We start from the raw sequence: 26,140 nt of genomic DNA, 5'->3' as shown, positions 1-26,140 counted from the left end.
TGCGGAAACAGGGCGCCTGTACCAATAGGTAAGGCGTTCGGAGGAGGAACCGATGACCGTTATCGACACACCCACCATCACCACTGAGACTGCGACCTGGACCCAGGCCTGCCGACTCGATTTCCTGATCCCGGGGCGCGGCGTAGCTGTCCTGCTGAAGGGCGGCCGTCAGGCGGCTCTGTTCCTACTCACCGACGGCACGCTGGCCGCCGTCGGCAATATCGATCCGTTCGGGCGGGCCGCGGTGATGTCGCGCGGCATCATCGGTGACCGTGGCGGCATTCCCGTCGTCGCTTCGCCGCTGCTCAAGCAGGCTTTCTCGCTGATCGACGGTCGTTGTCTCGACGACGAGTCCAAGTCCCTGCCGGTCTACGCGGTCCAACTCGACGGCGGCGTCGTCGCGGTCTCGAACGAACCGGTGCCGACCCCATGACCTCTCCCACCGACAGTGGCCCCTGCCTTGCCGGCTTCACCATCGGCGTCACCGCGGCTCGCCGCGCTGAGGAATTCAGTACGTTGCTCACCCGCAAGGGCGCGACCGTCGCGTCCGCCCCTGCGATCCGCATCATCCCGCTGGCCGATGACACCGAGCTCGAGCGGGTCACCGAACTGCTGATCGCCGATCCGCCACAGATCACCGTCGCCACCACCGGCATCGGTTTCCGCGGCTGGATGGAAGCGGCCGAAGGCTGGGGTCTGGCCGAGGTCCTGCGCGACACCCTCGCCTCGACCCGGATGCTGGCCCGTGGCCCCAAGGCCAAGGGCGCGATCCGCGCCGCCGAACTGCGCGAGGAATGGTCGCCTGCCTCGGAGTCCTCGGCCGAAGTGCTCGATCACCTGCTCGCCGAGGGCGTCGAAGGCGTCCGCATCGCGGTGCAGCTGCACGGCGCGACCACCGAATGGGAGCCGGTTCCCGACTTCTGCGAGGTGCTGCGCTGCGCGGGCGCCGACGTGGTTCCGGTGCCGGTGTACCGGTGGGAACCGCCGGCCGACCGTGGGCCGATGGACACGATGATCGAGTCGATCATCTCCGGCAGTCTGGACTGCGTCACCTTCACCAGCGCGCCCGCCGTGGCGTCACTGTTGATGCGCGCCAAGGAAACCGGGCTGCTGGAGTCGGTGCTGCACGCGTTCCGCGGCCGGGTGCTCGCTGCCTGTGTCGGGCCGATCACCGCGGCACCGCTGGAAGAGCTCGGCGTGCCGACGACGATGCCGGGCCGTGCCCGCCTGGGTGCGCTGGCTCGCCATGTGGCAGAAGAACTTCCGCGTCGCGCCAGCCGGATCTACGCGGCCGGGCATCTGGTCAGCGTGCGTGGTGGCTGTGTGGTCGTCGACGGTGAGGTGCGTCAGCTGGCGCCCGCGCCGATGGCGTTGATGCGGTCGCTGGCTCGCCAGCCGGGACGGGTCGTCTCGCGGGAGGATCTGCTCGCGGCACTGCCCGGTGGTGGTGACGACACCCATGCGGTGGAGACCGCGATCGCGCGACTGCGGGCCGGGCTCGGGACTCCCAAGGCTATTCAGACTGTGGTGAAGCGTGGGTACCGGTTGGCCCTGGATGCGGCTGACTGCTCCGATACGCCCGCGGTGCGTCCGGCTGTGCAGCCGCCGCACCCCGCGGGGATCGGGACGCCCGCGCGGTCGCCTCGGCCTGCCCAAGCGATCGGGGTGTGGTGAGCGCCGGGGTGCCGGGTGATCCGGCGCTGGTGCTCGTCGCGCACGGGACCCGCAGTGCGCGTGGGGTGGAGATGATCGCGGCGCTCGCCGATGCGGTGGCTGCCGAACTCGGGGTTTCGGTGTCCACGGCGCCGAACGCTTCGCTGCGGACTGCGTTTGTCGATGTGCTCGGGCCTTCGCCTTCTGAGGTGCTGCGGGATCTCGATGGGCCCGCTGTTGTTGTTCCGGCGTTTCTCGCTTCGGGTTATCACGTGTATCAGGATGTTCCGCGTGAGATTGCCGAGAGTGGGCACTGCGCTGTTGCCGTGACCGAGGCGATGGGGCCGGATCCGGCGTTGACGCGGGTGATGGCGATGCGGTTGCGGGCTGCCGGGTGGATGCCTGGGGACGCGGTTGTCTTCGCTGCTGCCGGGTCTTCGGATTCGCGTGCGCGGCAGGATGTTCGGCGGGCTGCGGGGATGCTGGCCGAGCAGCTGGGGGCGCCGGTCCGGATCGCGTATGTGGCTACGGGGACGCCTCGGGTGCCTGAAGTTGTTGCGTCGCTGCGTGAGTCGGGCGCGGAACGGGTGTACATCGCGTCTTATCTGTTGGCGCACGGTCTCTTTCACCAGCGGTTGCATGACGCTGGAGCCGATGGTGTGGCCGAGCCGATCGGTGTCCATCCGGGGGTTGTCCGGTTGATCGTCGATCGGTATCGCAGTGCGGCTCGGGAGCTGGTCGGCGTTCGCTGACGCCGATCGTCCACAGTCGGCCGGTGTCGGCGGCTGCCGCTAGAGTTGGCCCGACTTCACAACAAGGGGGGCACAGCTCGATGTCAGATTCGGCCGCAGGCCAGGGCTATCCATCCCAGGATGACGGGCTGACGGCGTATCCGGACGCGCCGGGCCAGCCCATCCCGCAGCCGCCGTTCGGTCCGGTGCCGGGTGCGGCGGGATCGCCGCCGTCCTATGGACCGGGCGCTCCGTATCCCGTGCCGGGTGGTGTGTATCCGCCGGTGGATGTCGCGCCGCGGGTTGTTCCGCAGAGTGTGCAGATCGCGTTCTATGTGATGCTGGCGGGGGCGGTGGTCACGGTGCTCAGCATGGCGTACTCGCTCACGCTGCTCGACAAGACGCGCAGTGACGCGCTCGACGCTTCGGGTGGGGTGTTGCGGGGGGAAAGCCTCGATCTTCTCGTGTACGCGAGCGTGGGTGGGGCCATGGTGAGTGCGGTGGTGACGGCCGGGTTGTGGGTGTGGATGGCGTTCGTCTGCCGGGCGGGGAAGAACTGGGGGCGGATCACGGGGACGGTGTTCTTCGGGATCAACGCGCTGTTCTATGTCATCGGCACGGTGATGGCGTTCGTCACCTCGACGGTGGGGATCGCGTTGGTGTTCAGCACCGTCACCGTGGCCATCGGACTCGCCGCGGTGATCCTGCTGTGGAACAGCATGTCCTCGCCCTTCTTCGCACCTCCGGCGCCGCGGGGCTACCAGCCCTACCCGGGTTATCCGCCAATCGCGCCGTACTGAAGTTCGCGCGGTAGACGCTCGGGGGCCGAGAGCGAGAGGCCGTCGTCGGCGGGGAGTGGGGTGTCGACGAATTGAGCCTGGCCGCCTGCCCCGAACTCGTGGTGCTCACCGATGAGCAGATCACCGAACTCGCCGAGCAGGACCCGTTCTGGGCGAATTGTTCGAGACGAAACACATGTCCCACCGCGAGTTCGTCGTCGACGATTCGGCACTGCGGACCACCTTCGGGCTCACCGCGTCGAAGCTGGACGAGGTGCTCGCCGTTGACGCGGCCGCGCGGGTATCCGTGCCCGACGCCGGGTAGATGCCGTAGGTTTGCCGGAGAACCAGTCAACGGTTGCTCCGAATCCCGGGAGGCCCGGTGCGGCAAGGTGAGGGTGGTATCGGCGCGGTAGCTGCCGTGATGGCGGCCGATGTTGCGCCGATTCCCTTGTCCGCCGGGCAATTACGCTGGTGGGTAGCTCACCAGCTCGCGCCCGAGGTGCCTGCCACCATCGCGCTGTATCTGGATCTGCGTGGGCCACTGGATATCGTGCGTCTGCGCACCGCAATGTGTTCGGCGGCAGCGCGACTGCAGTCACCACAGGTGCGCATCCGCCTCGTCGACGGCACGCCACACCAATACCTCGACCCGACCGTCTTCGGCGAACTCACCGAAATCGACCTGACCAGCGCGAGTGATGCGGTGGACGAAGCGCTGTCGCGAATGGAGACAGATCGCCGGGCTCGGCTTGACCTGTGCGCGGACGCGATCACTGTCGCGGTGTTGTATCGGGTAAGCCACGAGCGGTGTCTTCTCTACCTGCGCAGTCATCACCTGGTGCTCGATGGCGTCGGCGCGGTGGCGCTGCTGCGGCTCGCGGCCGGAAACTACTCGCAGGGCGCTGATGTCGATCCGGGCGACGTGTTGTCGATCGGGCAGCTGGTCGATGTGGATCGGGCCTATCGCAATTCCCCCCGCGCAGTGGCGGATCGGGAATTCTGGGCGAAAGAGGTGGCGGGACTGCCTGATCCGGTGGGCCTCGCCGGTATCGCCGCCCCCGCGTCGGCAAGCCCGCATCGGGTATCGGCCTGCCTCGACGAGCGCGCCGCGGACCTGCTGGCCTCCGCGCGACAGCGCTATTCGGCCAGCTTCCCGGAACTGACCGCCGCTGCCTTCGCCGCTTTCCTGGCGAGAATGTCGAGCTCGGACGAGGTCGTCCTCTCCTTGCCGGTGGCCGCCCGGCCCACCGCGGCCCTGCGTCGCTCGGCGGGATCGGTGTCCAATGTCGTGCCCTTGCGTCTGCGCGGCCTCGACACGACAACGGTCGAAGGCCTGATCGACCAGGTGCGAATGCGGGTGATCGGTGCCCTGCGCCACCAGTCCTACCGCTACGAGGACATCCAACGCGACCGGGGTGAAACCCACGTGGCGCGAGGCGGATTCGGCCCGGTGATCAATCTCCTCGGTTTCACCGCGCCGTTGACCCTCGGCCCGGTCACCGGCCACGCCCACCTCCTGAGCCTCGGCCCCGTCGAAGACCTTCTAGTGAACGGCTACCAACTCGGCCCCGACAACACCACCGCCACCATCGACTTCCAAGCCAACCCCGCCCGCTACGCCCCCGCCACCCTCGCCTGGTACCACCGCCTGTTCCTGAACTGGTTCGCCACCTTCCTCGCCGCCGACCCCACCCACCCCATTCGCGCTCTGACCCCGGAATCTGTGCGACCTGCGGAGGCCGCTGAGGTCGCCATCGCTGATACCGCCTGGACAACAACAACTTCGACGTTGGGTGAGCTGTTCAGCCGGTTCGACGAGGCGGACAGCGTCGCGGTGATCGATGGTGGCAGATCGATGAGTTATCGGGAACTCGCCGAATCGGCGGCGCGGTGGGCGAGGTTGCTCATCGCGGGGGGAGCCGCGCCCGGAAGCCCGGTGCTGACCGCGCTTCCGAGGTCGCTCGAATCCGTGCTGGCCGTGCGGGCCATCGCGGCGGCCGGTGCGTGCCTGACGCCGATCGACGTGGCCGATCCCATCGAGCGGGTCGCCCGGATCATCGAGGGATCCGGCGCGAGGCTCGGGTTGACGACGCGGGCCGCGAAGCCGGTCGGCGCATTCACCGGGGTCATGTGGCTGATGCTGGACGACGCGGAAACCCTGGCGCGCGTCGCCGATCAGTCGTCGGCCCCGATCACCGACGCCGAACGCGGCGGCCGGCTGATCGCGACCCACCCCGCGTACTTGATCCACACTTCGGGCACCACCGGTGTACCCAAAGGTGTCGCGGTCACGCACCGCGGCCTCGCCCCGCTGACCGGTCACCTACTCGACCGGTACCGCACCGCACCGGATTCGACAGTGCTGCACGCACATTCACCAGCGTTCGACGCGCATCTGCTCGAGCTCCTCGCCGCGTTCGCGGCGGGTGCGCGCCTGGTGGTCGCGCCGCCGGCGGTCGTCGCGGGCGCGGATCTGTCCGCGCTGATCACCGAGCATCGAGTCACCCACCTCCTCACCACGCCCGCGGTGTTGGCGACCCTGCGCCCCGACGAGGTGCCGAGTCTGGCGGTGGTGGTCGTCGGTGGCGAGGCCTGCCCACCGGAACTGGTCGCCACCTGGGCACCCCGCGTCCGTCTGCACAACGGCTACGGCCCGACCGAAGCCACGGTGATGGCCACCCAGTCGGCGCCGCTGGTGGCGGGGGAGCCTGTGACCATCGGCGCCGCGCTACCGGAAGTTGCCGCGCTGCTGTTGGATTCACGCCTGCGACCTGCCCCGCCCGGTGCCCGCGCCGAGCTGTTCCTCGGCGGCCCCGGGGTGGCGCAGGGCTACATCAATGATCCCGCGAGCACCGCGGCACGGTTCGTGGCCGACCCGCGAGGTGATGGCGAACGTGTCTACCGCACCGGCGATCTCGTCGGTCCCCGCGCCGACAACGGCTACGAGTTCCTCGGCCGCATCGACACCCAACTCACCGTCCGCGGCCGCCGCATCGAACCGGCCGAGGTGGAAAAGGCCTTACTCGCCGACCCCGCCATCGCGCACGCGGCCGTCGATATCGCCGACGCGGGCACCCCCGCGGCCCGCCTCATCGGCTACGTCGTCCCCACTCGCGACAGAGACCGCCCCGCACCGGACCGCGTTCCCACGCCGACCGCCGCACCCACCACCCCGTTCGACAGCGCCGCCACCCTCGCCCGCCTGCGCGCGATCCTCCCCGCGGCCTTGGTCCCGGCCGTCTTGATCACCCTCGAGCACCTCCCGCTGACGGTCAACGGAAAACTGGATCGTGCCGCACTTCCCGCTCCACCCGTCGCCGCCTATCGCGCCCCGGTGACCACCCTCGAGCATCAGATCGCCACCACCTTCGCCGCCGCCTGTCACCTCGACACGGTCGGCGCGGATGACGACTTCTTCGCCATCGGCGGCAATTCCCTCACTGGCGTGAGTGTTTCGGCGGAACTGGCCCACTCGACGAACACCCCGATCACGGTCCGCTGGCTCTACACCGCGCCGACAGTCGCCGCGCTCGCCCACCGGATCGAGACGTACCGCACCGATGCCGACCCGGGCGCCGCCGCCCTCGCCACCGTGCTGCCGCTGCGCACCGGTGGGACCCGGCCGCCCCTGTTCTGCGTCCATTCCGCAGTCCCGCTCGCCTGGTGCTACACCGGTCTTGCCCGTCATATCACCGATCGCCCCGTCTACGGACTGCAAGCACCGACCCTGTCGGCGGCCCCGGCCGCGCAACCCCGCGATGCCGGGGACACGTTCGCCGGGTCCGGTAAAGCACTGTCCGACAACACATCCACCGATCCAGCGCCCGCACTGACCGTCGACTACCTCGCCGACACCTATGCCACCGAGATCACCCGCCTGCAACCCGACGGCCCCATCCACCTCCTCGGCTGGTCCCTCGGCGGCCAACTCGCCCACGCCACCGCCGTCCGCCTGCGAGCGCACGGCCGCGATGTCGCTACCCTCGCCATGCTCGACAGCGTCGTCATCCCCGACCACGCCGACCCACCGCCGCGTCCCCGCATGCGCGACCTCCTCACCCACCTTCTCGGCGACGAACCCGACGGCGCCGACAGCCTCCCCGACCTCTCGGCCCACCAGGCCGCCGCCGAATTGGCCGCCGCCGGCGCGTCTCTCGGCACCGGACTCACCGCCGAGCAACTGACGAATCTGCACCAGGCCTACGCCGACGGAGTCCGCCTTTCGCACGGCTACCGCCCCGACCTCTTCGACGGCGACCTCCTCTACTTCTGCGCCACCCGGGGGATGACCGCCTTCCTCGACGCCCAGATGTGGCGCCCCGTCGTGACCGGACGCCTCATCGAACACCCCGTTCACACCACCCACGCCCAACTCACCAACGCCGACGTCGTCGCCCACATCGGACCGATCCTCGACCGTCACCTGCGCAAGGCCGAAACCGTCACGGCCACAACATGATTACCCTGCGCTCGTCGAGCGGCCGACGCACCGACGCGACCTGGTGGTGCGTCTACGACGACCCCGCCCGCTGGGCCGCCGAACACCCCCGAACCGCGCCACTGCTCGACTGGTTCGCCGACACCCTGATGCGCCACGACCCCGCGCAAGGACGGCCGGGCCCGGTCTGTCCCTTCGTCAATCCCGCTGCCGCACAACACACGTTGTGGATCGCCGAACCGGCCGCCACCGTGGCGATCACCCAGGCCGTCGACGACGCCTTCGATCTCTACCGCACCCTCGACCGCGTCTCGGCGGTGCTCACCGTCTTCCCCGACCTCGAGGACACCACCCGCATCGATGCCGCCCACGCCGCGCGCAAGAGCGACATCGTCCGCGCGGGCGCCATGCTCGGCCAGTTCTACCCCGGCTGCCCGGTCGCGGGCCTGTGGAACCGCGACTACCGCCCGCTGCACGCCCCACTGCCGATGCTGGTGATCCGCCCGATGATGAACACCGATTTCCCGTTCCTCGTCGGCACCCCGGAATGGCTCGCGGCCTACCTCGCCCGGCACGCCCCCGGACTCCCGCGCAAACTGCGCGCCACGATTGCGGAGCGGATGCACGTCCCCGACGCGGGACCCGCCTCGGTCACCGACCTGCGCGCGCATTTTCCGGATGAACACGCACAATAGGGACACGGACCGGCCAATGCCGGACAATAGCGGGATCATGCGGCACACTACGTCGCATGCGTCGGCTTGTGTGCTGTCTGCTCGTCTTGCTCGGCTGTGGATTCGTCGTCTCGCCCGCGGCGTCGGCGCAATCGGGGATCATCGACGTCCGCCCGCTGGGTGGCAGGCAGTTCGAGGTGGTCGTGTATTCCGCGGCCATGAACCGCCCGATCACCCTGTGGATGTCGCATCCCGGCGCGGGCGCGCCCGCGCTGTATCTGCTGAACGCGGTCGACGGTGGCGAGGGCGGTGGGCCGTGGATGCGCCGCACCGACGTCGTCGACTTCTTCGCCGACAAGCCGGTCAATGTGATCGTCCCGATCGGCGGCCGCGCCAGCATGTACACCGACTGGCAGCGCGATGACGGCGCACTCGGCCGCAACAAGTGGACCACCTTCCTGACGAACGAACTGCCCCCGCTGCTCGACGATCGCTTCGGGATGACGGGCGCCAATGGCATTGCGGGCCTGTCGATGTCGGCCACGTCGGCCTTGAATCTGGCCATCGCCGCACCGGGCCTGTACCGTGCGGTCGGCGCCTTCAGCGGATGCACCCAGACCGGTAACCCGCTCGCCGAAACCCTGGTCCGCGCCCAGCTCGCCACCTTCGGCGCCGACGCCACCAATATGTGGGGTGCCCCCGGCGACCCGGCGTGGGCGGCCAACGACCCGACCCTGCACGCCGATCGGCTGCGCGGTACCGCCATCTACCTGTCCTCGGGCAACGGCGCTCCCGGCCCGCACGAGGCCTTCAACGATCCGAGCATCGCGGGCAACGTCGGCGTCCTGCTCGACCGAATGCTGGTCGGCGGCACCATGGAAGCCGTGGTCGGCAGTTGCTCGAGCCCGCTCGCAGGCCGCCTCGGCCAGCTCGGCATTCCCGCCGACGTCCGCTTCCGCGCCGCGGGCACCCACGCCTGGCCCTACTGGCAGGACGACGTGCACGATTCCTGGCCCATGTTCGCCGCCGCCCTCGGCGTCTGAGACCTTGTCTTTGCCTCGGCGCACACTGAGCCGATGGCATATGACGAGGAACTCGCCGAGCGGATCCGGGAGATCGTCTACCCCCGACCCGACCTCGCCGAGAAGAAGATGTTCGGCGGGCTCGCCTTCCTGATCGGCGGCAATATGGCCGTGGCCGTCAGCGGCAAGGGTGGGTTGCTGGTGCGGGTCGCCCCGGCCGAAGGCGATGCCCTGCTCGACGGATCGTCGATCACCCCGATGGTGATGGGTGGGCGCGAGCTGAACGGCTGGCTGCGCGTGGCCCCCGAAACGGTCGACGACGACCCCACACTGCGGGAATGGGTCGAACGCGGCGTGCGATTCGCCGAGACGCTGCCGCGAAAATAAAAGTTCGGCGACTGTGTCGAAGGGCGGCGATCGGCTCCGACCAGTGGGTGAAGCAAGCCACTCACACCGAGGAGCACATCATGTCCGTCAACACCTTCCTGTGGTTCGATGCCGACGCCGAAGCAGCGGCCGAACTGTATGCCGCGACCGTCCCGAATTCGCGCATCGCCGAGGTCACCCGCCAGGGCGACGGCTCGGCTTTCATCATCACCCTCGGCCTCGACGGCCAGGCCGTCACCCTGATGAACGGCGGCCCCGGCCACCCGCACAGTGACGCCGCGTCGCTGCAGGTGATCGTGGATACCCAAGACGAGATCGATTCCCTCTGGGACGCGCTGTCGGAGGGCGGAACCCCCGGCCCGTGCGGCTGGCTCACCGACCGCTTCGGGGTGTCCTGGCAGGTCGCCCCGGCCGTGCTGCCCAAGCTCATGAGCGGTGAGCCCGACCGGGTCATCGCCGTCGCCACTGCGCTGCGGTCGATGTCCAAGCTCGATATCGCCGCGCTGCAACAGGCCTACGACCAGGCCTGAACGCGCGAACGGCCGCCGCGGGGAGAGGATCGCGGCGGCCGTAACGCGGGTGGGGCTAGCCGGCCGAGCCCGACAGCAGCCCACCCAGATCTGCGGAACCGGCGCCCGCGCCGGGGCCGGGGTTGGTCGGCTTCGGGACGACAGTGATCGTGACGGTCTTCGAGCTGATGAGCTCCTGCACCGCCTTGATCTCGTGCGCGCCGGTGGTCTTCGGCGTCCAGGTGATGGTGGCCTTGCCATCGGCTACCGAGACCGGCTCGCCGATCTGGGTGCCGTTGTCGGTGAAGGTCACCTTGAACAGGAACGAGGTGGCCGTGACATCGGCGGTGACGGTGTAGGCGGTATCCACATAGTGCGTGCTGCCGTTCACCGCGATTCCCTGCACGAGCGCGGATGCCTGGGGTGCCGTCAGCACGGCGGCCGCGGCCACCGCGGTGAATGCGGTGAGTCCGAAACCGGCACGTCGCGCCTGGTAGTTCTTCATGATGTTCTCCTGTTCGCGCTGTTGACGATCGCGACATTAGCCACCGGATCCGCACCGCGTCCCGAAAACTGAAATAACAATGTTTAAAATTTGACGGCTGGTGACGCCGCAGGTGGCGAGCGAATTCACCCGGAGCGGATGAGGCAGTGGCAGCGACCGGCCGAGACACTGGAACCATGTCGACGTCCGGACCGCTGCGCTACCAATTCGTCATCGAGGGCGAGCTGTCCGAGCGTGTTCTTGCGGCTTTTCCCGAACTGCGCCCCAGCTCGCATTCGCCCACCGGAACCACCACCCTGTTCGGCCTCGTCGACGACAGCACGGCCATGCGTGGCGTGATGGCCCGCATCGACACCCTCGGGCTCACCCTGCTGAGCATGTCCCAGTTGCCCGACTGAGCGTTCGCCGACGAGTCGACGTCGATCTGATAACGAGCGCCCTCAGTTCTCCTCGCCAGCAACCGAACAGCGGCCGTTTCGCCTACCGTCGATCTCGGCGGAGGTCGGCCGCCCAGCGGTGAAAAGCGTGTTCAGGAGGGTTGAGATGGCTTCGTCGTCGGGTTCTCTGGACTTCCACGGTGGCGGCTCGGTGATAGCTGCGACCGGCCTGTGCGCCGGTCTGCCGGAGCTGTCGTTCGCGCCGGTGCGCTGCAACGCGGCGTTCACCCGATTGGATCGGGCCAGCGCCGCCGCCGGACACACCGTGCTGCTGTGCGGGCCGGTGGGCAGCGGGAAGACCGTGGTGCTGGTCGACTGGGTGCGGCGCCGGTGCTCGGCCCGCGTCGTGTGGTCGACCGTCACCGAACAGTCCGGCACCGACCTGGTGGCCGAGATCGCGCGGACCCTCGATCCCACCGCGGATTCCGTACCGCTCGGGCGGCTGCACACACCGATGGACCGCGCCGCGAACCTCGTCGCCGCGATCGTCGACATCGAGCCGACCGTGCTGGTGATCGACAACGCCCACCTGCTCACCGACCCGTTGCAACTCGCCGGCCTCGAATACCTGCTCACCCACCTGCCCGCCCAGGTCACCGCGCTGATCGCGAGTCGCTTCGACCCGCCGCTGCGCTGGCACGCCCTCGACCTCGCGGGCAGGCTCACCCGGATCGGCGCGCCCGAACTCGCGCTCTCCGCCGACCGGGTCGCCCAGCTGTTCGCCCAGCACGGCTGCCGGCTCGACGACGCCGACCTCGCCGTGGTGCACGACCTCACCTGTGGCTGGGCCGCGCTGGTCCGCATCGCCGCGATCTGCTTGTCGGCCAGCGCGACCGATCGCGATACCGCCCTCGCCGCGCTGGCGCGCCCCTCGCACGCGGTCGCCGACTTCCTGGTCGCCGAACTGCTCGCCTCGCTGCCGGCACCCACGCTCGAATTCCTGCTCGCCACCGCGGTTCCCACGCAATTCTGTCTCCCGATGGCGCAAGATCTGGTCGGTGCGGACGCCGCCCGCATCCTCGACGAACTGCTGCGCGCCAACTTCCCCTTGCACACCGTCGCCCACGGGGGCGAGCTCTGGCACACCTACCACCCGCTCCTGCGTGCCTACCTGCTCGCCGAGGCCGCCTACACCAGGCCGGATCGCCTGCCCGCCTGTCATCGCCGGGTGGCGGCCTGGTTCACCTCGGCCGCGATGCCCGCGGCCGCGCTCGAGCACGTCCTGGCCGAACCCGGCGCACCCGGGCTGGTGCCCTTCCTGCGGGACTGGGCTTTGCGCATGGTGCTGGAAGGAAACGGCCATGCCCTGCTCGACGCCGCCGAAAACCTTGCCGAACACGACACTTTCGTTCGGCTGTTGCGCGCGGCCGTCGCGGTGGAGTCCGGCGATATCGCCGCCGCCGAGGTCTATCTCGAAGCCGCCCACGTCGGCCCTGACTCGGCGCCGCCGGTGGTTCCCGTCGAGTGGGTGGCCGCGCTCGACCACGCGGTGAGTGCGGGAGTCGCTGTGCTGGTGGGTGATTCGTCTTCGATGCGCTGGCCGCTGCCGCCGGCGACCGGGCAACCCGACCTCGACTGCTACGCCGCGCTGCACTGCGGCCTCGCCGAGATCTACAGCGGCGAAATCGACAGCGGCGCGACATCTGTGCGCCACGCGATCGTGCACGCCGAGCAGGCCGGGCTCGGTAGCTTCGCGGTCCGCGCCAGAACCGCGGCGGCGGTGGCGGCCGGGATGGCAGGCCGGATCAACGAGCTACGCGCGCTGGCGGCCGAGGCGATCGACTGCGCGCGACGCTACGAACTCGCCGGATCGGCCGATGCCGCCCCCGCCAGGGTGATCGCCGCCTTCGGCGCCTACCAGCAGGGCGTGGATTTCGAGCAGCCGCTGCCGAGCCTGCCCTTGGCCGCGGCCGACGAGACCATGGTGCCCGCGCCGGTGCGTCAGGGGGTGATCATGACCGGCGTGCTGATGTTCGCCGGCGCCGCGGATCGCTCGGCCGCCGCGGTCGCGCTCGCCAAACAGCTCCAGCGCCTGCTCGACGAAGCCCCGACGCTGCACGGCACCGGCGAACTGGTCACCGACGTGCTGTGGCTGTTGCTGCGCGTGCAAGCAAAGGGCGAGGCGCAGCAGCTGGTCGACCACGCGACGCGGGTGCTCGGCCGGACCCCGGAGATGGCCGTCGTCGAAGCGGGACTCGCCCTCTACGCGCATCGCCCCGCCGTCGTGCTGACCGTGCTGGAGCCGGTGCTGGCGACCGCGGACCTGGCGGCGCGTTCGCGGGTCGCGGCCTGGCTGCTGGTCGCGGTCGCCGCCGACCGACTCGATCGCCCGCGCAAGGTCGACGAGGCCTGCGAACAGGCACTCGCGCACGCGGCGACCGAACAGCTGACCCGCCCGTTCCTCGACGTGCCAGCGGCTGCCGAACTGCTGGCGCGGGTGGGTGCGCGCTTCGGTCAGTACGCCGCTCTCGTCGACCGGATCCGCGCCCACCGCGGCACCGGCGCGGGCGCGCCGCAGCTGACCGACACCGAACTCGTTGTGCTGCGCCAACTTCCGTCCGGGATGACGGCGGGCAGTATCGCCGCCGATCTCGGCGTCTCGGTGAACACCGTCAAGACGCACCTGCGCGGCATCTACCAGAAACTCGCCGTGAACGCCCGCGCCGACGCCATCGCCCAGGCCCGCTCGCTCGGACTCTTCTGACCTCAGTTCGGCGCCTGTAGGGCAGGGAACCAGACATCGGTGAGCACCGCCGCGGCCTGCGTGGCTGTGACGTCGATGGTGCCCTGCATGGCCCAGCGGGTGAAGAAGCGCTCGAGCTGGGCGACGAGGAGTTCGATCCGCAGCCTGCCCTCGTCGCGGCGGTGTTCGGGCCAGCGGGCGAGGTAGGCGGGCATGGTGTCGGCCAGGGTCATGATGCCCTCGCGTGCCACCGCGCGGAATTCCGGTTCCAGCGCGGTGGCCTCGTCCCAGGCCGGAAGCATGTCCTTGTTCGCGAAGAACCAATCGATCGCGCGAGTCATCCAGTCCGCGAACGCTTCCCGGGAACCGATGGTGAGCACGCGGTCGAGGTCGGCGTAGAAGTCCCGCACGCTGGCGAGGGTGCCTTGCTGGGCGATGGCCCTCAACACCTCGCCCTTGCTCGTGAAGTGGAGGTAGAAGGTAGCCCGGCTGCAGCCGACGGCGGCGGCGATGTCGTCGACGCGGACCGCGGAATAGCCCTGCGTCTCGAACAGGGTGCGTGCGGTCTCGACGATCCTGGCCTTCGTCAGGCGCTTCTGTTCCTCACGTAGCGAGCCCCGGCGGGCAGGTTCGGTCGTCATGGGCTCATCGTAGACGATCCGATCATTCACTAGACATGATGTCCAGCGAGAGGCTATTCTGTGGTCCACGTCACCGGCATGGTCATCGATGATCGAAGCCGTTCAGGAGTTGTGCATGGATACACCGGAATTGCCCAAGGTGTGCGTCATCGGCGCCGGACCTTCGGGTATCACCGCCGCGAAGCGGCTCGCCGAGAACGGAATCCCGTTCGACTGTTACGAAGCCTCCGACGAGGTGGGCGGCAACTGGTACTTCAAGAACCCCAATGGCATGTCGGCGTGCTATCAGAGCCTGCACATCGACACGTCCAAGTACCGCTTGCAGTTCGAGGACTTCCCGGCTCCGGATGATTGGCCACATTTCCCGCACCATTCGCAGCTGTTGCAGTACTTCAAGGACTATGTCGACCACTTCGGCCTGCGGGATCGGATTCGGTTCAACAGCCTGGTCGTTTCGGCCGAACGCGACGACGCGGGCTTGTGGCGGGTGACGACGGCGGCAGGCGACACCGAGGTCTACGACGCGCTCATCGTCTGCAACGGCCACCACTGGAACCCTCGATTCCCGGACTACCCCGGCGAATTCGACGGTGTGCTCATGCACAGCCACGCCTACAACGACCCGTTCGACCCGATCGACATGCGCGGCAAGCGGATCGTGGTGGTCGGCATGGGCAACTCCGGGCTCGACATCGCCTCGGAACTGTCCCAGCGCTTCATCGCCTCGAAACTGTTCGTCTCCGCCCGTCGCGGCGTCTGGGTGCTACCCAAGTATGTCAATGGTCAAGTGGGCGACCGTGCTTCGATGCCGGCGTGGATTCCCGGCAAGATCGCGCTCAAGCTCAAGCAGCGCTTCGTCCGCAAGAACCGTGGCGAGATGTCGACCTACGGCCTGCCGACCCCCGATCACGAGCCGTTCGAGGCGCATCCCTCGGCCAGCGAGGAATTCCTGCACCGCGCGGGTTGCGGCGATATCGAGGCCAAACCCGCGATTGCCCGCCTCGACGGTGACACCGTGCACTTCGCCGACGGCACCAGTGCGCAGGCGGACGTGATCGTCTGCGCCACCGGCTATCACATCAGCTTCCCGTTCTTCACCGATCCGGCGCTGGTGCCCGACGCGGCCAATCGGTTCCCGCTGTTCCAGATGATGATGAAGCCGGGTGTGGACAATCTGTTCTATCTCGGTCTCGCCCAGCCGATGCCGACGCTGGTGAACTTCGCCGAGCAGCAGAGCAAGCTGGTCGCCGCCTACCTGGCCGGGCGCTACCACCTGCCCTCGCGCGAGCAGATCGACGAGGTGCTCGGCGCGCAGGAAGCCAAACGCGCTGGGCGCTATTACGATTCGCCTCGCCACACCATCCAGACCGAGTTCGAGCCGTATGTGCGTTCGATGACCAAGGAGATGGCGCGCGGCGCGAAACGTGCCGCCGCCGCGGGCTACCGCCTGCCGGTGCCCGCTCGGGTGCGGGCCGAGGTGGCGCGATGAGTGCTTCCTCCGGTTTCTGCCGTGACGAATTCGCCGGCGTACGTGCGGCATTCGATGAACATCTCCGGTCGGGTGCCGAACTCGGCGCGGCCCTGTGCGTCACCGTCGACGGTGATCCGGTCCTCGACCTCTGGGGCGGTTACGCCGACGCGGCGAAGACCACGCCGTGGGGTGTCGACACCCTGGTCAACGTCTTCTCGGTCACCAAGACGATGACGGCACTGTGCGCCCTGCTGCTGGTCGACCGCGGTGAACTCGACGTCGACCAGCGGGTGGCCCACTATTGGCCCGAATTCGCGGCGAATGGCAAGGCCGACATCGAAGTTCGCCACCTGCTCTCGCACACCTCGGGTGTGTCTGGCTGGGAGAAGCCGATCGAGCTGACCGACATCTACGACACCGATGCCGCCGCCGCCCGCCTCGCGACGCAGGCACCGTGGTGGGAGCCGGGTACCGCCTCGGGCTACCACGCCATCAACTACGGCCATCTCATCGGTGAATTGGTGCGCCGCATCACCGGGCGTTCGCTGGGCCGGTTCTTCGCCGACGAGCTGGCGGGCCCGCTCGGTGCCGACTTCCATATCGGCACCGGTCCCGAGCACGCCGACCGGATCGCCACCCTGATCCCGCCGGAGATGCCGGACTTCGACCTGTCGACCCTGGACCAGGACAGCGTGCTGATCAAGACGCTCACCAGCCCCTGGCTGGAGGTCTCCGAAACCGCGACCCCGGGGTGGCGTGCGGCCGAGATCGGCGGCACCAACGGGCACGGCAACGCGCGCTCGGTGGCCCGCATCCAGTCGCTGATCGCCAATGGCGGCGAGCTGAGCGGCAGGCGGTTCCTCAGGCCCGCGACGATCGATGTGATCTTCCGCGAGCAGGCCGACGGCATCGACCTGGCGCTGCTGGCACCGCTGCGCTTCGGCATCGGCTACGGCTTGCCCCGACCGGAGACCTTCCCGCACATTCCCGACGGACGGGTCTGCTGGTGGGCAGGATACGGCGGCTCGATGGTCGTCAACGATCTGGATCGCCGAATCACCTTCGCCTACACCATGAATCGGATGGCTACCGGGTTGATCGGATCCGATCGGTGCGACAGCTACCTGAAGGCCACCTTCGACGCGGTAGGCGGCGCCCGATGAGCATGCGCGCGATGCAGCTGACGGCCCCGGGCACCCTCGAGTTGCGCACGGTGCCCGTCCCCGAGCTCGGACCGGACGATCTGCTCCTGCGGGTCGGCGCGGCCGGGATCTGCCATTCGGATTCGTTCGTGCTGAGCCTGCCGTTCCCGATGAGCGAGCAGCCTCTGACCTTGGGCCACGAGATCGCGGGCACGATCGAGGCGGTCGGCTCCGCGGTCGAGGGGCGCCGCGTCGGCGAACGCGGGATCGTGTACCTGTGCTGGTCGTGTGGCGAATGCCGGGAGTGCTCGCGCGGCAACGAGAACGTCTGTCTGGCGGCCGGTCGCACCGCGATGCCGCAGTGCCCGGGGCTCGGGCCCGACGGTGGGATGGCCGAGTTCGTCCGCATCCCGCGGCGTTCGTTCGTGCCCATCGCCGATGACCTGGACTTCGCACTGGCCGCGCCGCTGGCCGACGCCGCGCTGACCCCGATGCACGCCATCCACGGCGCCATGGACCAGCTGTGGCCGGGCGCGACCGCGGTCGCCATCGGCATCGGCGGACTCGGTCACGTCGCGGTGCAGTTGTTGAAGGCGCTCACCGAGACCACCGTGATCGCGGTCGACGTGGACGCAGGCAAGCTCGCCCTGGCTACCGAATGCGGCGCCGACATCGTGCTGAAGGCCGACGAGTACACAGCGGCCACGATCTTGGAGCTCACCGGCGGACGTGGCGCGGAAGCGGTGTTCGACTTCGTCGGTACCGATCCCACCGTCAAGGTCGCCGTCGAATCCGTCGCCCCCAACGGTGCGGTCCGGCTGGTCGGTCTCGGCGGCGGTGCCACCGGCATCGACTCGGGTCCCGCGGGTGGGCCCGGCCTGCCGTGGGGCGCCACGGTGCGAAAGTCCTACGGCGGCACCAGATCCGACCTCATCGATGCGGTGGCACTGGCCGCCGCGGGCAAGGTGCGCGCCGAGGTCGAGCGCTTCGACCTGGCCGACGCCCGCACCGCCTTCGACCGACTCGACTCCGGCGCGATCCGCGGACGCGCCGTCCTCATTCCTTGATGGAGAAGAACATGACCAACGCTGTAGACCCACAGGAATTCGTAGCCAAGGTCGCCGCGGGCCTGACCGCACCCGGAGCGCCGTTCGAGATGACCGTCGAACCCGTGCTCGGCGTGCCGATTCCGGTATTCGCGCGGCGCCGCGCGAACCTGCGCGAACTGCTCGAACACTCGCTGAACTGGGGGGAGCGCGACTATCTCGTCACCGAGGACCGCCGGATCTCCTTCACCGAGCACGCCGCTGCCGCAGGCGCTCTGGCCACCGCGCTGGCAGGCAAGTACGGAGTCGGCAAGGGCGATCGGGTCGGCATCCTGGCCGCCAACGGCCCGGACTGGGTGATCGCGTTCTGGGCCGCGCAATGTCTCGGCGCGATCCCGGTCGGCTACAACGCCTGGTGGGCGCCACGGGAGATCGCCTACGGATTGGGCCACACCACCCCGGCAGTGGTCATCGCAGACGCGAAAAGGGCTGCGCTGCTCACCGAAACAGATGTTCCGGTCCTCACCATGGAGGAAGATCTGCCCGCCCTCATCGCCGAATTCGGTGGTGGCGAGATCCCGAGCACGCCAGTGGCCGAGGACGATCCGGCCGTCATCCTCTACACCAGCGGCACCAGCGGCAGGCCGAAGGGGGTGGTCCATTCGCAGCGAAACATGGTGGCGATCAGCGACTATCACCGTTTCACCGACGCCATGATGGGCGCGTTCATGGGCCAGGAGCCCAGCGACGCACCGAGCGATCGCCGTTACCTGGTCACCGCGCCGCTGTTTCACATCGCCAGTCTGCACAACCTCGTCATCCCACGGTTGCTGACCGGCGCGGCCGCGGTGTTCCCACACGGTGGCTTCGAAGTCGGCCGGATTCTGAGCCTGATCGAGCGCGAGCGGGTCACCAACTGGGCCGCGGTGCCGACCATGGCCTCGCGCCTGCTGGAACATGATGTGGCCCAACACGATCTGTCCTCGCTGAGCGCGCTCTCGCTGAACTCGGCGCCGTCCTCGCCCGCGTTGATCGCCAGTCTGCGCGAGAAGACCTCGGCCCTGCAGTTCTCGCTGACCACCAGTTACGGCCTCACCGAGAGCGGTACCGCGGCGACGGTGGCCACCCCGCTCGACCTGGCCGCCGACGACGCCTCGGTCGGCAGGCCGATCATCGGGGTGGCGGTGCAGATCCGCGACGCCGAGGGCAACGCGGTCGGCGACGGCGAAGAGGGCGAGATCTGCATCCGCAGTCCCTATGTGATGCTCGGCTACTGGAACGACGACGCGGCCACCGGATCGGCGATCGACGACCAAAGATGGTTGCGCTCCGGCGATTTCGGCACGATGCGCGATGGCAGGCTCACCGTGTCGGGCAGGCGGACCGACCTGATCCTGCGCGGCGGGGAGAACGTCTACCCCACCGAGATCGAGAACGTGCTGTGTGAACATCCCGCGGTCAGCGAATGCGCGGTGTTCGGGGTCGCCGATGCCGACCTCGGCCAGGTGGTGGCGGCGGTGATCGTCACCGAGCCCGGCGCGGTGGAGGTCGAGGAACTGCAGGCGTTCGTCGGCGACCGCCTCGCCTATTTCAAGGTGCCAGCCCACTGGCGTCTCACAACGGATGCGCTGCCGCGCAACGCGACCGGTAAAGTCACCAGGCGCGAGCTCGCGATCTAAAAGGGGTCTGAACATGTTCGACAGCATCATCAAGGGTGGCCGTTGGTTCGACGGCACCGGCGCCCCATCCGCGGTCCGTCACCTCGGCATCATCGACGGCAAGGTGGCCGAGATCTCGGAGACCCCGCTCGACGAAACCGGCTGCTCCCGCGTCGTCGACGCGACGGGCAAATGGGTTGTCCCCGGCATGATCGACATCCACACCCACTACGACGTGGAGGTCCTGCTCGACCCGTCGCTGTCGGAGTCGGTGCGCCACGGCATCACCACCGTGCTGCTGGGTTCGTGCTCGCTCTCGACCGTGCACGTCGACGGTGAGACCGCGGGCGACCTGTTCGGCAGGGTCGAGGCCATCCCGCGCCCGTACGTCGTCGGCGCGATGAACGACGTCCAGACCTGGAGTACCGCAAGCGAATACGTCGCCGCGCTCGAGCAGTCGCCGCTCGGACCGAATCTGGCGGGCTTCATCGGCCACTCCGATATTCGGGCGGCGGTGATGGGGCTCGACCGCTCCACCCGCAAGGAAGTGAAACCGTCCAAGGATGAGCTGGCCGAGATCGAGCGCATGCTCACCGACGCACTCGACGCCGGTTTCGTCGGAATGTCCTCGCAGCAGCTGCTTTTCGACAAGCTCGACGGGGAGACCTGCCGTTCGCGGACGCTGCCGTCCACGTATGCCAAGAGCAAGGAACGGCACCGGCTCAACACGATCCTGCGCAAGCGCGGTCGCGCGTTGCAGGGTGGCCCCGACATCACCAACCCCAAGAGCTTGGTGTCGATGGCGGTCTCGAGCATCGGCCTATGGCGCAAATCGCTCAAGGTGAGCCTGCTCTCGGCGGCCGATGTGAAGGCGGTGCCGGGCGCGTCCAAGATGTTCCCCGCCGTCGGCAAGATCATCAACGGGCTCGACGGCAACTTCCGCTGGCAGCATCTGCCCGTTCCGTTCGAGGTGTACTCCGACGGCATCTCGCTGCCGGTGTTCGAGGAGTTCGGTTCCGGCGCGGCCGCTTTGCACCTGGCCGATCACATCGACGAGCAGCGTCACCTCATGCAGGACGAGGAGTACCGCCGCTCGTTCCGCAAGGACTACGACAACAAGTACGGCCCCCGCGCCTGGCACCGTGACTTCTTCGACGCCGATATCGTCGAGTGCCCCGACGAGACCGTCATCGGCAAGACCTTCGGTGAGGTCGGCGTCGATCGCGGCGGCCTGCACCCGGTCGACGCGTTCCTCGACCTCGTCGTCGAACACGGCGACAAACTGCGCTGGCGCACCACCATTTCCAACCACCGCCCCGAGGTGGCCGACATCCTGGCCGCCGACCCGTCGGTGCAGCTCGGCTTCTCCGACGCGGGCGCCCACCTGCGCAACATGGCCTTCTACAACTTCGGCCTGCGCCTGCTCCGCCGGGTCAACGATGCCGCGACCAGCGAGAAGCCGTTCATGACGGTCGAGCACGCGGTCCACCGCCTCACCGGCGAACTGGCGGACTGGTACGGCCTCGACACCGGCCACCTGCGCGTGGGCGACCGTGCCGACGCCGTCGTCATCGACCCCGCCCATCTCGACGAAACCCTCGACGCCTACGCGGAGAGCCCCGTCGCTGTGTTCGGCAACCTCCCGCGCATGGTCAACCGCAACGACGAGACGGTCACCGCGGTCTTCGTCAACGGGCGCTATGTCTTCGGCGAGGGCGAAGCCGATCCCGTGCTCGGCACCGAACGAGTGGGGGAATTCCTGCGCGCCGGGTAGGACCCGCCGACCAGGTCGCGAGGCAGTCGAACCCGCCCGCGGCCGGGTCCTCGGCACCGACACGTCGCGCACCCGGTGCGCGACGCACCCGCCCCGATCTGCGACCCTCACGTGACGACCGTGTGGCGTCCGACCTGAATCCGGTCGGCCCCGCGCGAAACACCGCACATCAGCGAGAGGACGCGACATGTCGGACGCGAAACGGATCACCTGGGGAAAACCACGCCACCCCACCGACGCCGGCCGCGACGCCTTGCGCGAGGACCTTCTCACCAGGGCCCGCGCGGTCCGTTCCGGCGGCTGGGCGAACCACCGCACCGAGTGGTCGGCAGGTCAGGTCGCCGTTGTCGCCTATGTACTCGGTGATGCCGAGGTGCTGGCCGAATTCGACGAGAACGAGGGCACGGTGCTGAGCCGCTATGCCGCCGATCTGTTCGGATTCATCAAGGGACGCAAGGACATCGAGGCCGGACTTGTCGGCACCCAGGCGTGGTTCGACACTGTTCGCAAGGCACTGGGCGACACGTCGACGTGAGACCGACGGGTAGTTCTGGGATCTCAGCCTGTTGTCGGTGGGCGCTGCGGGAGTCCGTGGCGCTCGACCATCGCGGGCGTTAACGGTCCGCTGCGCCGGATTCCGCGAAGGTTCCGTCAGCCGTCGACCGTCCCCGCGGTCACGCGGTCGGTGAGGGCGGGTGCGCCGGGCCCGGTGAGGTCGTCGCAGTAGGCGGCCCGCCCGGCCATCGCCATGGTCAGCGCGATCGTAGTTCCGCTGATCAGTGGTCCGGTTCCGGTCGTGAACGGGCCGTCGGTCGCTTCCAGCCGCAGACCTTCGGTGAGTGTGCGGCCGGGGACGGTGAAATCGCGGCTCGCGTAGAACTCGGCGACGGCGGTGGTCGCTTCGATCGACGGTGTGTAACCCAGGCCGAGCGGGCGGCGGATGTCCTGGGCGTGGACGATGACCTCGCCGAGCCAGGCCGCCGTGGGGCCTGGGGCCGAGGTCGTACTGGGGATGATCGCCCGGAACAGTGCGAGGGTCTCGGCCGGCGTCTTCCCGAGATGCTCGGCCTTGCGTCGTTCGTTGTGTTTGTCGAAGTCGAAGCGGGCGCCGAGGACGCTGGTCACCCAGCGCACCCGGCCGACGCTGGCCGCGGCCGTGAGATGAGCGAGCACATCCTCGACGGTCCAGGATCCGCACAGCGAAGGTCGGCCCCACTGGTCGTCGTCGAGGTCAGCGAGATCGTCGGCGAGGGCGGCGCGCTCGGCGTGCGCCATCGCCCACAGCGCCGCACGGTCTGGACCCACGGGCCCACCGGACATGAGAAACCTCGATTCGGGCACCCGCAGGCCACCGGAGCGCGACGGTGCCACCTCGACGCTCCGTAATGAAGACGGTTCGGCCCGCGTGAACTCATCGGTGCGTCATGACCACGCCCCGCCTGCGTGGCGCGCGGGCGGGCGCCGAAACGAACGAACTACCAGCGGTCGGGAGTGACCGGTGCGTCCCATGCCTTGGCGAAGCGGGTCTTGTCCTTGGTGTCTACTTCCTTGCGGCGGTAGACGATGTAGGGGCGGGTGAGGTAGCCGATGGGGGCGCTGAACATGTGGACCAGGCGAGTGTAGGGCCACGCGAAGACCAGGGCGAGGACGACGAGGCCGTGGAGTTGGAAAGTCCAGGGAACGCCGACCATCAGGCCCGGTTCGGGGTTGATCGAGAACAGGCTGCGGAACCAGGGGGAGACCGTGGTGCGGTAGTTGTAGGTGCCCCACAGCAGGTTGGAGCCCCACGTGTTGAGCAGGCCGGTGACCAGGGCCAAGGTCAGCAGCGTGTACATCATGACGTCGTTGCGGCTGGTGTTCTTGCGTACGGCGGGGATGGCGATGCGGCGGTAGCACAGGATCGCCACCCCCGCGACGACCATCAGTCCGGCGATCGAGCCCGCGCCGACCGCGACGAGGTGGTAGGCGTGCTCGGAGATGCCGATCGCCGCGGTCCAGGATTCGGGGATCAACAGACCCATGACATGTCCGCCGAACACCCCGAGCATGCCGAAGTGGAACAGCGGGCTGCCCAGTTGCAGCAGCTTGGACTCGTAGATCTGTGAGGACCGGGTGGTCCAGCCGAACTGGTCGAAGCGGTAGCGCCAGACATGGCCGAGCACAAAGGAAGTCGCCGCGATGTAGGGCAGGATCAGCCACAGGCCTTCGGGCAGGGGGATGGTTGCGTTCATCTGCGGCCTTCTGTTGCTTCGAAGAGGGCGGGGTCCATGGCGTAGGGCTCGAGGCCGACCTCTTCCTCGGGCGGACCCTGGGCGGCGAGTTCGGCGATGCGCCTGCGGTCGGCGGTGGTCACCGGGGGCAGGGTGGTGAGGACCGCGCCGAGGACACCGCTGTAGGGAGAGTTGTTGTCGCCCAGCGACAGTCGCAACAGCTCCAGCACCGGCACGTGCTCGCCGAGCAGGCGTTCGCCGCCGATCGGGTCGATGGTGGCGGCGAATTCCAGCAGCACCGGCAGGTGGTCCGGGAGTTCCTCGTCGCCGAGTTCTACTCCCGCCTGGCGGTAGGCGTGCTTGAAACGCAGCAGTGCCATGCCGCGTTTGCGGGTGTCGCCGAAGGCGTAGAAGGTCAGGTGCAGGCTGGCGCGGCGGCGCATGTCGAAAGTCTCGACGTAGCTCTGCGCCACTTCGATCGCCGGGGTGTCACGCAGATAGGCGAATATCTCGGCGAACTGCGCCTGCACCTCGTCGGGCAAGTGCGCTGCGGCCTCGGACAACTGGTCGAGCATGGCCAGGGTCTGCTCGCCGGGGTAGTCGAGCAGGAACGCGGCCAGCCGCCACACGACCAAGCGGTCGTGCTCGGGCATCGCGGTAACCGGTTGGGGCCGTTTACGAATCGACAACAGACTCATGGCGCGACACCGCTCACGGGTGAGTCGGTAATGGCAGCGCCGTTGCTGCCGTTGCCGTTACCGGCGCCGTTGCCGGTACCCCCGTTGCCGTTCGTGGTCGGCACGAGTCCACTGGTGCTGCGCCCGTCCCAGTTGAGCAGGTTGATCCGGCCCGACTTCTCCTCCGGCGCAGCCTGATTGACGTCCGAGAGCGAGAACTTCTCGACGACCTGGTCGAACGCGGTCATGCCAGGTCCGCCGTCGGTATCGAGACTGCACCCGGTGGCCAGCGAATCCAGTTCGTGCGCTTTGGAAGTCGCGCCCATCGGGATCACGTACCGGTGCTCGTACTTGGCGATGGCGAGCAACCGGTACATCGCCTCGATCTCCTCGGGCTCGAGACCGATCGACGGCGCGATATGGGGTTCGGGTTCTTCGCCGAGGTTCACCGAACGCATGAACGCCCGCATTCCGGCCAACCGCTGCAACGAGGAGCGCACCGGTCCGATCTCGCCTGCGGTGAACAGCTCGGCGAGGTAGTCGAGCGGGATGCGCAGCGCGTCGATGGCGCCGAACAGGTTGCGCACGTCCTCGCCGTCGTGCCCGGTCTCGGTGAGCACATCCACCACCGGCGACAGCGGCGGCACGTACCAAACCATCGGCATCGTGCGGTATTCCGGGTGCAGCGGCAGCGCCAGCTGGTAGTCGACGATCAGCTTGTAGACCGGCGAATCCTGGGCGGCCTGAATCCATTCCGGTGAGATCCCGGCCTTCTCGGCCTCGGCGATCACGCGCTCGTCATGCGGGTTGAGGAACACGCCGAGCTGCGAGGTATAGAGGTCCTGCGGGTCGGTGACCTGGGCCGCTTCGAGCACCGCGTCGGCGTCGTAGAGCATCACGCCGATGTAGCGCAGCCGCCCGACGCAGGTCTCCGAGCACACCGTCGGGATGCCGACTTCCACGCGCGGGTAGCAGAAGGTGCACTTCTCCGCCTTGCCCGTCTTGTGGTTGAAGTAGATCTTCTTGTACGGGCAGCCGGTGATGCACTGGCGCCAACCACGGCACTTGTCCTGGTCGACGAGCACGATGCCGTCTTCCTCGCGCTTGTAGATCGCGCCGGAGGGGCACGACGCGGCGCACGAGGGGTTCAGGCAGTGCTCGCAGATGCGCGGCAGGTAGAACATGAAGGTCTCTTCGAACTCCAGTTTCACCTTGGTCTCGAGCTTGCCGAGGATGGGGTCCTTGCCGACCTGCTCGGGACCCGAACCCAGGTCGTCGTCCCAGTTCGCACCCCAGGTGACCTTGGTGTCCTCACCGGTGATCAGCGACTTGGGCCGCGCCACCGGGGTGGTGTCCATGGGCGGCGACGACAGCAGGTTGTCGTAGTCGTAGCTCCACGGCTCGTAGTAGTCGTCGACCGTGGGCAGGTCGGGGTTGGCGAAGATGTTCATCAGGCGCTTGAACCGCGAGCCGGACTTGAGGGTCAGCTTGCCGCGCTTGTTGAGCGTCCAGCCACCCTTCCACTTCTCCTGGTCCTCGTACTGACGCGGATAACCCTGTCCCGGACGGGTTTCCACATTGTTGAACCAGACGTACTCGGTGCCGCCGCGATTGGTCCACGCCTGCTTGCAGGTGACCGAGCAGGTGTGGCAGCCGATGCACTTGTCCAGGTTCATGACCATCGCAAGTTGAGCCATTAC

Annotated in this window: 24 protein-coding genes; 18 read left to right on the top strand and 6 right to left on the bottom strand. The window is 68.3% G+C overall.

The window, feature by feature from the left end:
- Window positions 1-52 precede the first annotated feature (52 nt).
- From nirD to ACWZHB_RS21830, 10 genes are all read left to right on the top strand, one after another.
- Complete coding sequence (gene nirD, locus ACWZHB_RS21875; protein WP_427903708.1) at window positions 53-433, top strand: nitrite reductase small subunit NirD; 381 nt, start codon at window positions 53-55, stop codon at window positions 431-433.
- Window positions 430-1,674 carry a uroporphyrinogen-III synthase gene (locus ACWZHB_RS21870; RefSeq protein WP_427903707.1) on the top strand — a complete coding sequence of 415 codons (1,245 nt, stop codon included), beginning with the start codon at window positions 430-432 and terminating at the stop codon, window positions 1,672-1,674. The genes nirD and ACWZHB_RS21870 overlap by 4 nt, the downstream gene beginning before the upstream one ends.
- On the top strand, window positions 1,671-2,405 hold the full coding sequence (locus ACWZHB_RS21865) for a sirohydrochlorin chelatase (protein ID WP_427903706.1): 735 nt from the start codon (window positions 1,671-1,673) through the stop codon (window positions 2,403-2,405). The genes ACWZHB_RS21870 and ACWZHB_RS21865 overlap by 4 nt, the downstream gene beginning before the upstream one ends.
- Window positions 2,406-2,485: 80 nt before the next feature.
- A complete protein-coding gene (locus tag ACWZHB_RS21860; protein ID WP_427903705.1) occupies window positions 2,486-3,184 on the top strand; it encodes a hypothetical protein in 699 nt (232 codons plus the stop codon).
- 175 nt (window positions 3,185-3,359) lie between these two features.
- Window positions 3,360-3,488: a hypothetical protein gene (locus ACWZHB_RS21855; RefSeq protein WP_427903704.1), complete on the top strand. Its 129-nt coding sequence runs from the start codon at window positions 3,360-3,362 to the stop codon at window positions 3,486-3,488.
- Between the two features lie 57 nt (window positions 3,489-3,545).
- The gene (locus ACWZHB_RS21850) at window positions 3,546-7,625 is read left to right on the top strand and encodes an amino acid adenylation domain-containing protein (RefSeq protein ID WP_427903703.1); all 4,080 of its coding nucleotides are present in this window, start codon (window positions 3,546-3,548) and stop codon (window positions 7,623-7,625) included.
- Window positions 7,622-8,299, top strand: coding sequence for a DUF6875 domain-containing protein (locus ACWZHB_RS21845; protein WP_427903702.1), 678 nt, complete (start codon window positions 7,622-7,624; stop codon window positions 8,297-8,299). The genes ACWZHB_RS21850 and ACWZHB_RS21845 overlap by 4 nt, the downstream gene beginning before the upstream one ends.
- 56 nt (window positions 8,300-8,355) lie before the next feature.
- On the top strand, window positions 8,356-9,321 hold the full coding sequence (locus ACWZHB_RS21840; RefSeq protein ID WP_427903701.1) for an alpha/beta hydrolase: 966 nt from the start codon (window positions 8,356-8,358) through the stop codon (window positions 9,319-9,321).
- A gap of 33 nt (window positions 9,322-9,354) precedes the next feature.
- Window positions 9,355-9,687, top strand: a complete 333-nt coding sequence (locus ACWZHB_RS21835; RefSeq protein ID WP_427903700.1) for a TfoX/Sxy family protein — start codon at window positions 9,355-9,357, stop codon at window positions 9,685-9,687.
- An 80-nt stretch (window positions 9,688-9,767) separates the two neighbouring features.
- The gene (locus ACWZHB_RS21830) at window positions 9,768-10,217 is read left to right on the top strand and encodes a VOC family protein (RefSeq protein WP_427903699.1); all 450 of its coding nucleotides are present in this window, start codon (window positions 9,768-9,770) and stop codon (window positions 10,215-10,217) included.
- A gap of 55 nt (window positions 10,218-10,272) precedes the next feature.
- On the opposite strand, the gene ACWZHB_RS21825 is transcribed toward ACWZHB_RS21830, so the two are convergent.
- Window positions 10,273-10,701: an Ig-like domain-containing protein gene (locus tag ACWZHB_RS21825; RefSeq protein ID WP_427903698.1), complete on the bottom strand. Its 429-nt coding sequence runs from the start codon at window positions 10,699-10,701 to the stop codon at window positions 10,273-10,275.
- 176 nt (window positions 10,702-10,877) lie between these two features.
- On the opposite strand from ACWZHB_RS21825, the gene ACWZHB_RS21820 reads away from it, so the two are divergent.
- Together ACWZHB_RS21820 and ACWZHB_RS21815 are read left to right on the top strand one after the other, a co-directional pair.
- A complete protein-coding gene (locus ACWZHB_RS21820) occupies window positions 10,878-11,099 on the top strand; it encodes a hypothetical protein (RefSeq protein WP_427903697.1) in 222 nt (73 codons plus the stop codon).
- Window positions 11,100-11,244: 145 nt separating this feature from the next.
- Window positions 11,245-13,842, top strand: coding sequence for a LuxR C-terminal-related transcriptional regulator (locus ACWZHB_RS21815; RefSeq protein ID WP_427903696.1), 2,598 nt, complete (start codon window positions 11,245-11,247; stop codon window positions 13,840-13,842).
- Between the two features lie 2 nt (window positions 13,843-13,844).
- Here ACWZHB_RS21815 and ACWZHB_RS21810 read toward each other — a convergent pair whose 3' ends face one another.
- The gene (locus ACWZHB_RS21810) at window positions 13,845-14,462 is read right to left on the bottom strand and encodes a TetR/AcrR family transcriptional regulator (protein WP_427903695.1); all 618 of its coding nucleotides are present in this window, start codon (window positions 14,460-14,462) and stop codon (window positions 13,845-13,847) included.
- Between the two features lie 115 nt (window positions 14,463-14,577).
- Between ACWZHB_RS21810 and ACWZHB_RS21805 the strand changes: the two genes are divergently transcribed.
- The 6 genes from ACWZHB_RS21805 (at window position 14,578) to ACWZHB_RS21780 (ending at window position 22,088) form a co-directional block, all read left to right on the top strand.
- On the top strand, window positions 14,578-15,951 hold the full coding sequence (locus tag ACWZHB_RS21805; protein ID WP_427903694.1) for a flavin-containing monooxygenase: 1,374 nt from the start codon (window positions 14,578-14,580) through the stop codon (window positions 15,949-15,951).
- Entirely contained in the window at window positions 15,948-17,096 is a 1,149-nt protein-coding gene (locus ACWZHB_RS21800; RefSeq protein ID WP_427903693.1) for a serine hydrolase domain-containing protein, read from the top strand. The genes ACWZHB_RS21805 and ACWZHB_RS21800 overlap by 4 nt, the downstream gene beginning before the upstream one ends.
- A 2-nt stretch (window positions 17,097-17,098) precedes the next feature.
- A complete protein-coding gene (locus tag ACWZHB_RS21795) occupies window positions 17,099-18,142 on the top strand; it encodes an NAD(P)-dependent alcohol dehydrogenase (protein ID WP_427909248.1) in 1,044 nt (347 codons plus the stop codon).
- An 11-nt stretch (window positions 18,143-18,153) separates the two neighbouring features.
- Window positions 18,154-19,800, top strand: a complete 1,647-nt coding sequence (locus ACWZHB_RS21790; protein ID WP_427903692.1) for a class I adenylate-forming enzyme family protein — start codon at window positions 18,154-18,156, stop codon at window positions 19,798-19,800.
- Between the two features lie 13 nt (window positions 19,801-19,813).
- Window positions 19,814-21,553 (top strand): N-acyl-D-amino-acid deacylase family protein, encoded by a 1,740-nt coding sequence (locus ACWZHB_RS21785; RefSeq protein WP_427903691.1) that lies wholly within the window; start codon window positions 19,814-19,816, stop codon window positions 21,551-21,553.
- A 187-nt stretch (window positions 21,554-21,740) separates the two neighbouring features.
- Window positions 21,741-22,088 carry a hypothetical protein gene (locus ACWZHB_RS21780; protein WP_427903690.1) on the top strand — a complete coding sequence of 116 codons (348 nt, stop codon included), beginning with the start codon at window positions 21,741-21,743 and terminating at the stop codon, window positions 22,086-22,088.
- Window positions 22,089-22,204: 116 nt separating this feature from the next.
- On the opposite strand, the gene ACWZHB_RS21775 is transcribed toward ACWZHB_RS21780, so the two are convergent.
- The 4 genes from ACWZHB_RS21775 to narH all read right to left on the bottom strand — a co-directional run bounded on the left by ACWZHB_RS21775 (window position 22,205) and on the right by narH (window position 26,137).
- Window positions 22,205-22,924: a maleylpyruvate isomerase family mycothiol-dependent enzyme gene (locus ACWZHB_RS21775; protein WP_427903689.1), complete on the bottom strand. Its 720-nt coding sequence runs from the start codon at window positions 22,922-22,924 to the stop codon at window positions 22,205-22,207.
- A 104-nt stretch (window positions 22,925-23,028) separates the two neighbouring features.
- Complete coding sequence (narI, locus tag ACWZHB_RS21770; RefSeq protein ID WP_427903688.1) at window positions 23,029-23,784, bottom strand: respiratory nitrate reductase subunit gamma; 756 nt, start codon at window positions 23,782-23,784, stop codon at window positions 23,029-23,031.
- On the bottom strand, window positions 23,781-24,461 hold the full coding sequence (gene narJ, locus ACWZHB_RS21765; protein WP_427903687.1) for a nitrate reductase molybdenum cofactor assembly chaperone: 681 nt from the start codon (window positions 24,459-24,461) through the stop codon (window positions 23,781-23,783). Before narJ ends, narI begins: the two co-directional genes overlap by 4 nt.
- The gene (gene narH, locus ACWZHB_RS21760) at window positions 24,458-26,137 is read right to left on the bottom strand and encodes a nitrate reductase subunit beta (protein ID WP_427903686.1); all 1,680 of its coding nucleotides are present in this window, start codon (window positions 26,135-26,137) and stop codon (window positions 24,458-24,460) included. Before narH ends, narJ begins: the two co-directional genes overlap by 4 nt.
- Window positions 26,138-26,140: the final 3 nt, after the last annotated feature.

The sequence above is a fragment of the Nocardia sp. FBN12 genome, from assembly GCF_054031145.1.
This window is presented reverse-complemented; position numbering and strand designations above follow the sequence as displayed.

Coding starts and splice junctions, on each gene's coding strand:
- nirD (WP_427903708.1), top strand. CDS start 53: ATGACCGTTATCGACACACCCACCATCACCACTGAGACTGCGACCTGG.
- ACWZHB_RS21870 (WP_427903707.1), top strand. CDS start 430: ATGACCTCTCCCACCGACAGTGGCCCCTGCCTTGCCGGCTTCACCATC.
- ACWZHB_RS21860 (WP_427903705.1), top strand. CDS start 2,486: ATGTCAGATTCGGCCGCAGGCCAGGGCTATCCATCCCAGGATGACGGG.
- ACWZHB_RS21855 (WP_427903704.1), top strand. CDS start 3,360: ATGTCCCACCGCGAGTTCGTCGTCGACGATTCGGCACTGCGGACCACC.
- ACWZHB_RS21845 (WP_427903702.1), top strand. CDS start 7,622: ATGATTACCCTGCGCTCGTCGAGCGGCCGACGCACCGACGCGACCTGG.
- ACWZHB_RS21840 (WP_427903701.1), top strand. CDS start 8,356: ATGCGTCGGCTTGTGTGCTGTCTGCTCGTCTTGCTCGGCTGTGGATTC.
- ACWZHB_RS21835 (WP_427903700.1), top strand. CDS start 9,355: ATGGCATATGACGAGGAACTCGCCGAGCGGATCCGGGAGATCGTCTAC.
- ACWZHB_RS21830 (WP_427903699.1), top strand. CDS start 9,768: ATGTCCGTCAACACCTTCCTGTGGTTCGATGCCGACGCCGAAGCAGCG.
- ACWZHB_RS21825 (WP_427903698.1), bottom strand. CDS start 10,701: ATGAAGAACTACCAGGCGCGACGTGCCGGTTTCGGACTCACCGCATTC.
- ACWZHB_RS21820 (WP_427903697.1), top strand. CDS start 10,878: ATGTCGACGTCCGGACCGCTGCGCTACCAATTCGTCATCGAGGGCGAG.
- ACWZHB_RS21815 (WP_427903696.1), top strand. CDS start 11,245: ATGGCTTCGTCGTCGGGTTCTCTGGACTTCCACGGTGGCGGCTCGGTG.
- ACWZHB_RS21810 (WP_427903695.1), bottom strand. CDS start 14,462: ATGACGACCGAACCTGCCCGCCGGGGCTCGCTACGTGAGGAACAGAAG.
- ACWZHB_RS21805 (WP_427903694.1), top strand. CDS start 14,578: ATGGATACACCGGAATTGCCCAAGGTGTGCGTCATCGGCGCCGGACCT.
- ACWZHB_RS21800 (WP_427903693.1), top strand. CDS start 15,948: ATGAGTGCTTCCTCCGGTTTCTGCCGTGACGAATTCGCCGGCGTACGT.
- ACWZHB_RS21795 (WP_427909248.1), top strand. CDS start 17,099: ATGCGCGCGATGCAGCTGACGGCCCCGGGCACCCTCGAGTTGCGCACG.
- ACWZHB_RS21790 (WP_427903692.1), top strand. CDS start 18,154: ATGACCAACGCTGTAGACCCACAGGAATTCGTAGCCAAGGTCGCCGCG.
- ACWZHB_RS21785 (WP_427903691.1), top strand. CDS start 19,814: ATGTTCGACAGCATCATCAAGGGTGGCCGTTGGTTCGACGGCACCGGC.
- ACWZHB_RS21780 (WP_427903690.1), top strand. CDS start 21,741: ATGTCGGACGCGAAACGGATCACCTGGGGAAAACCACGCCACCCCACC.
- narI (WP_427903688.1), bottom strand. CDS start 23,784: ATGAACGCAACCATCCCCCTGCCCGAAGGCCTGTGGCTGATCCTGCCC.
- narJ (WP_427903687.1), bottom strand. CDS start 24,461: ATGAGTCTGTTGTCGATTCGTAAACGGCCCCAACCGGTTACCGCGATG.
- narH (WP_427903686.1), bottom strand. CDS start 26,137: ATGGCTCAACTTGCGATGGTCATGAACCTGGACAAGTGCATCGGCTGC.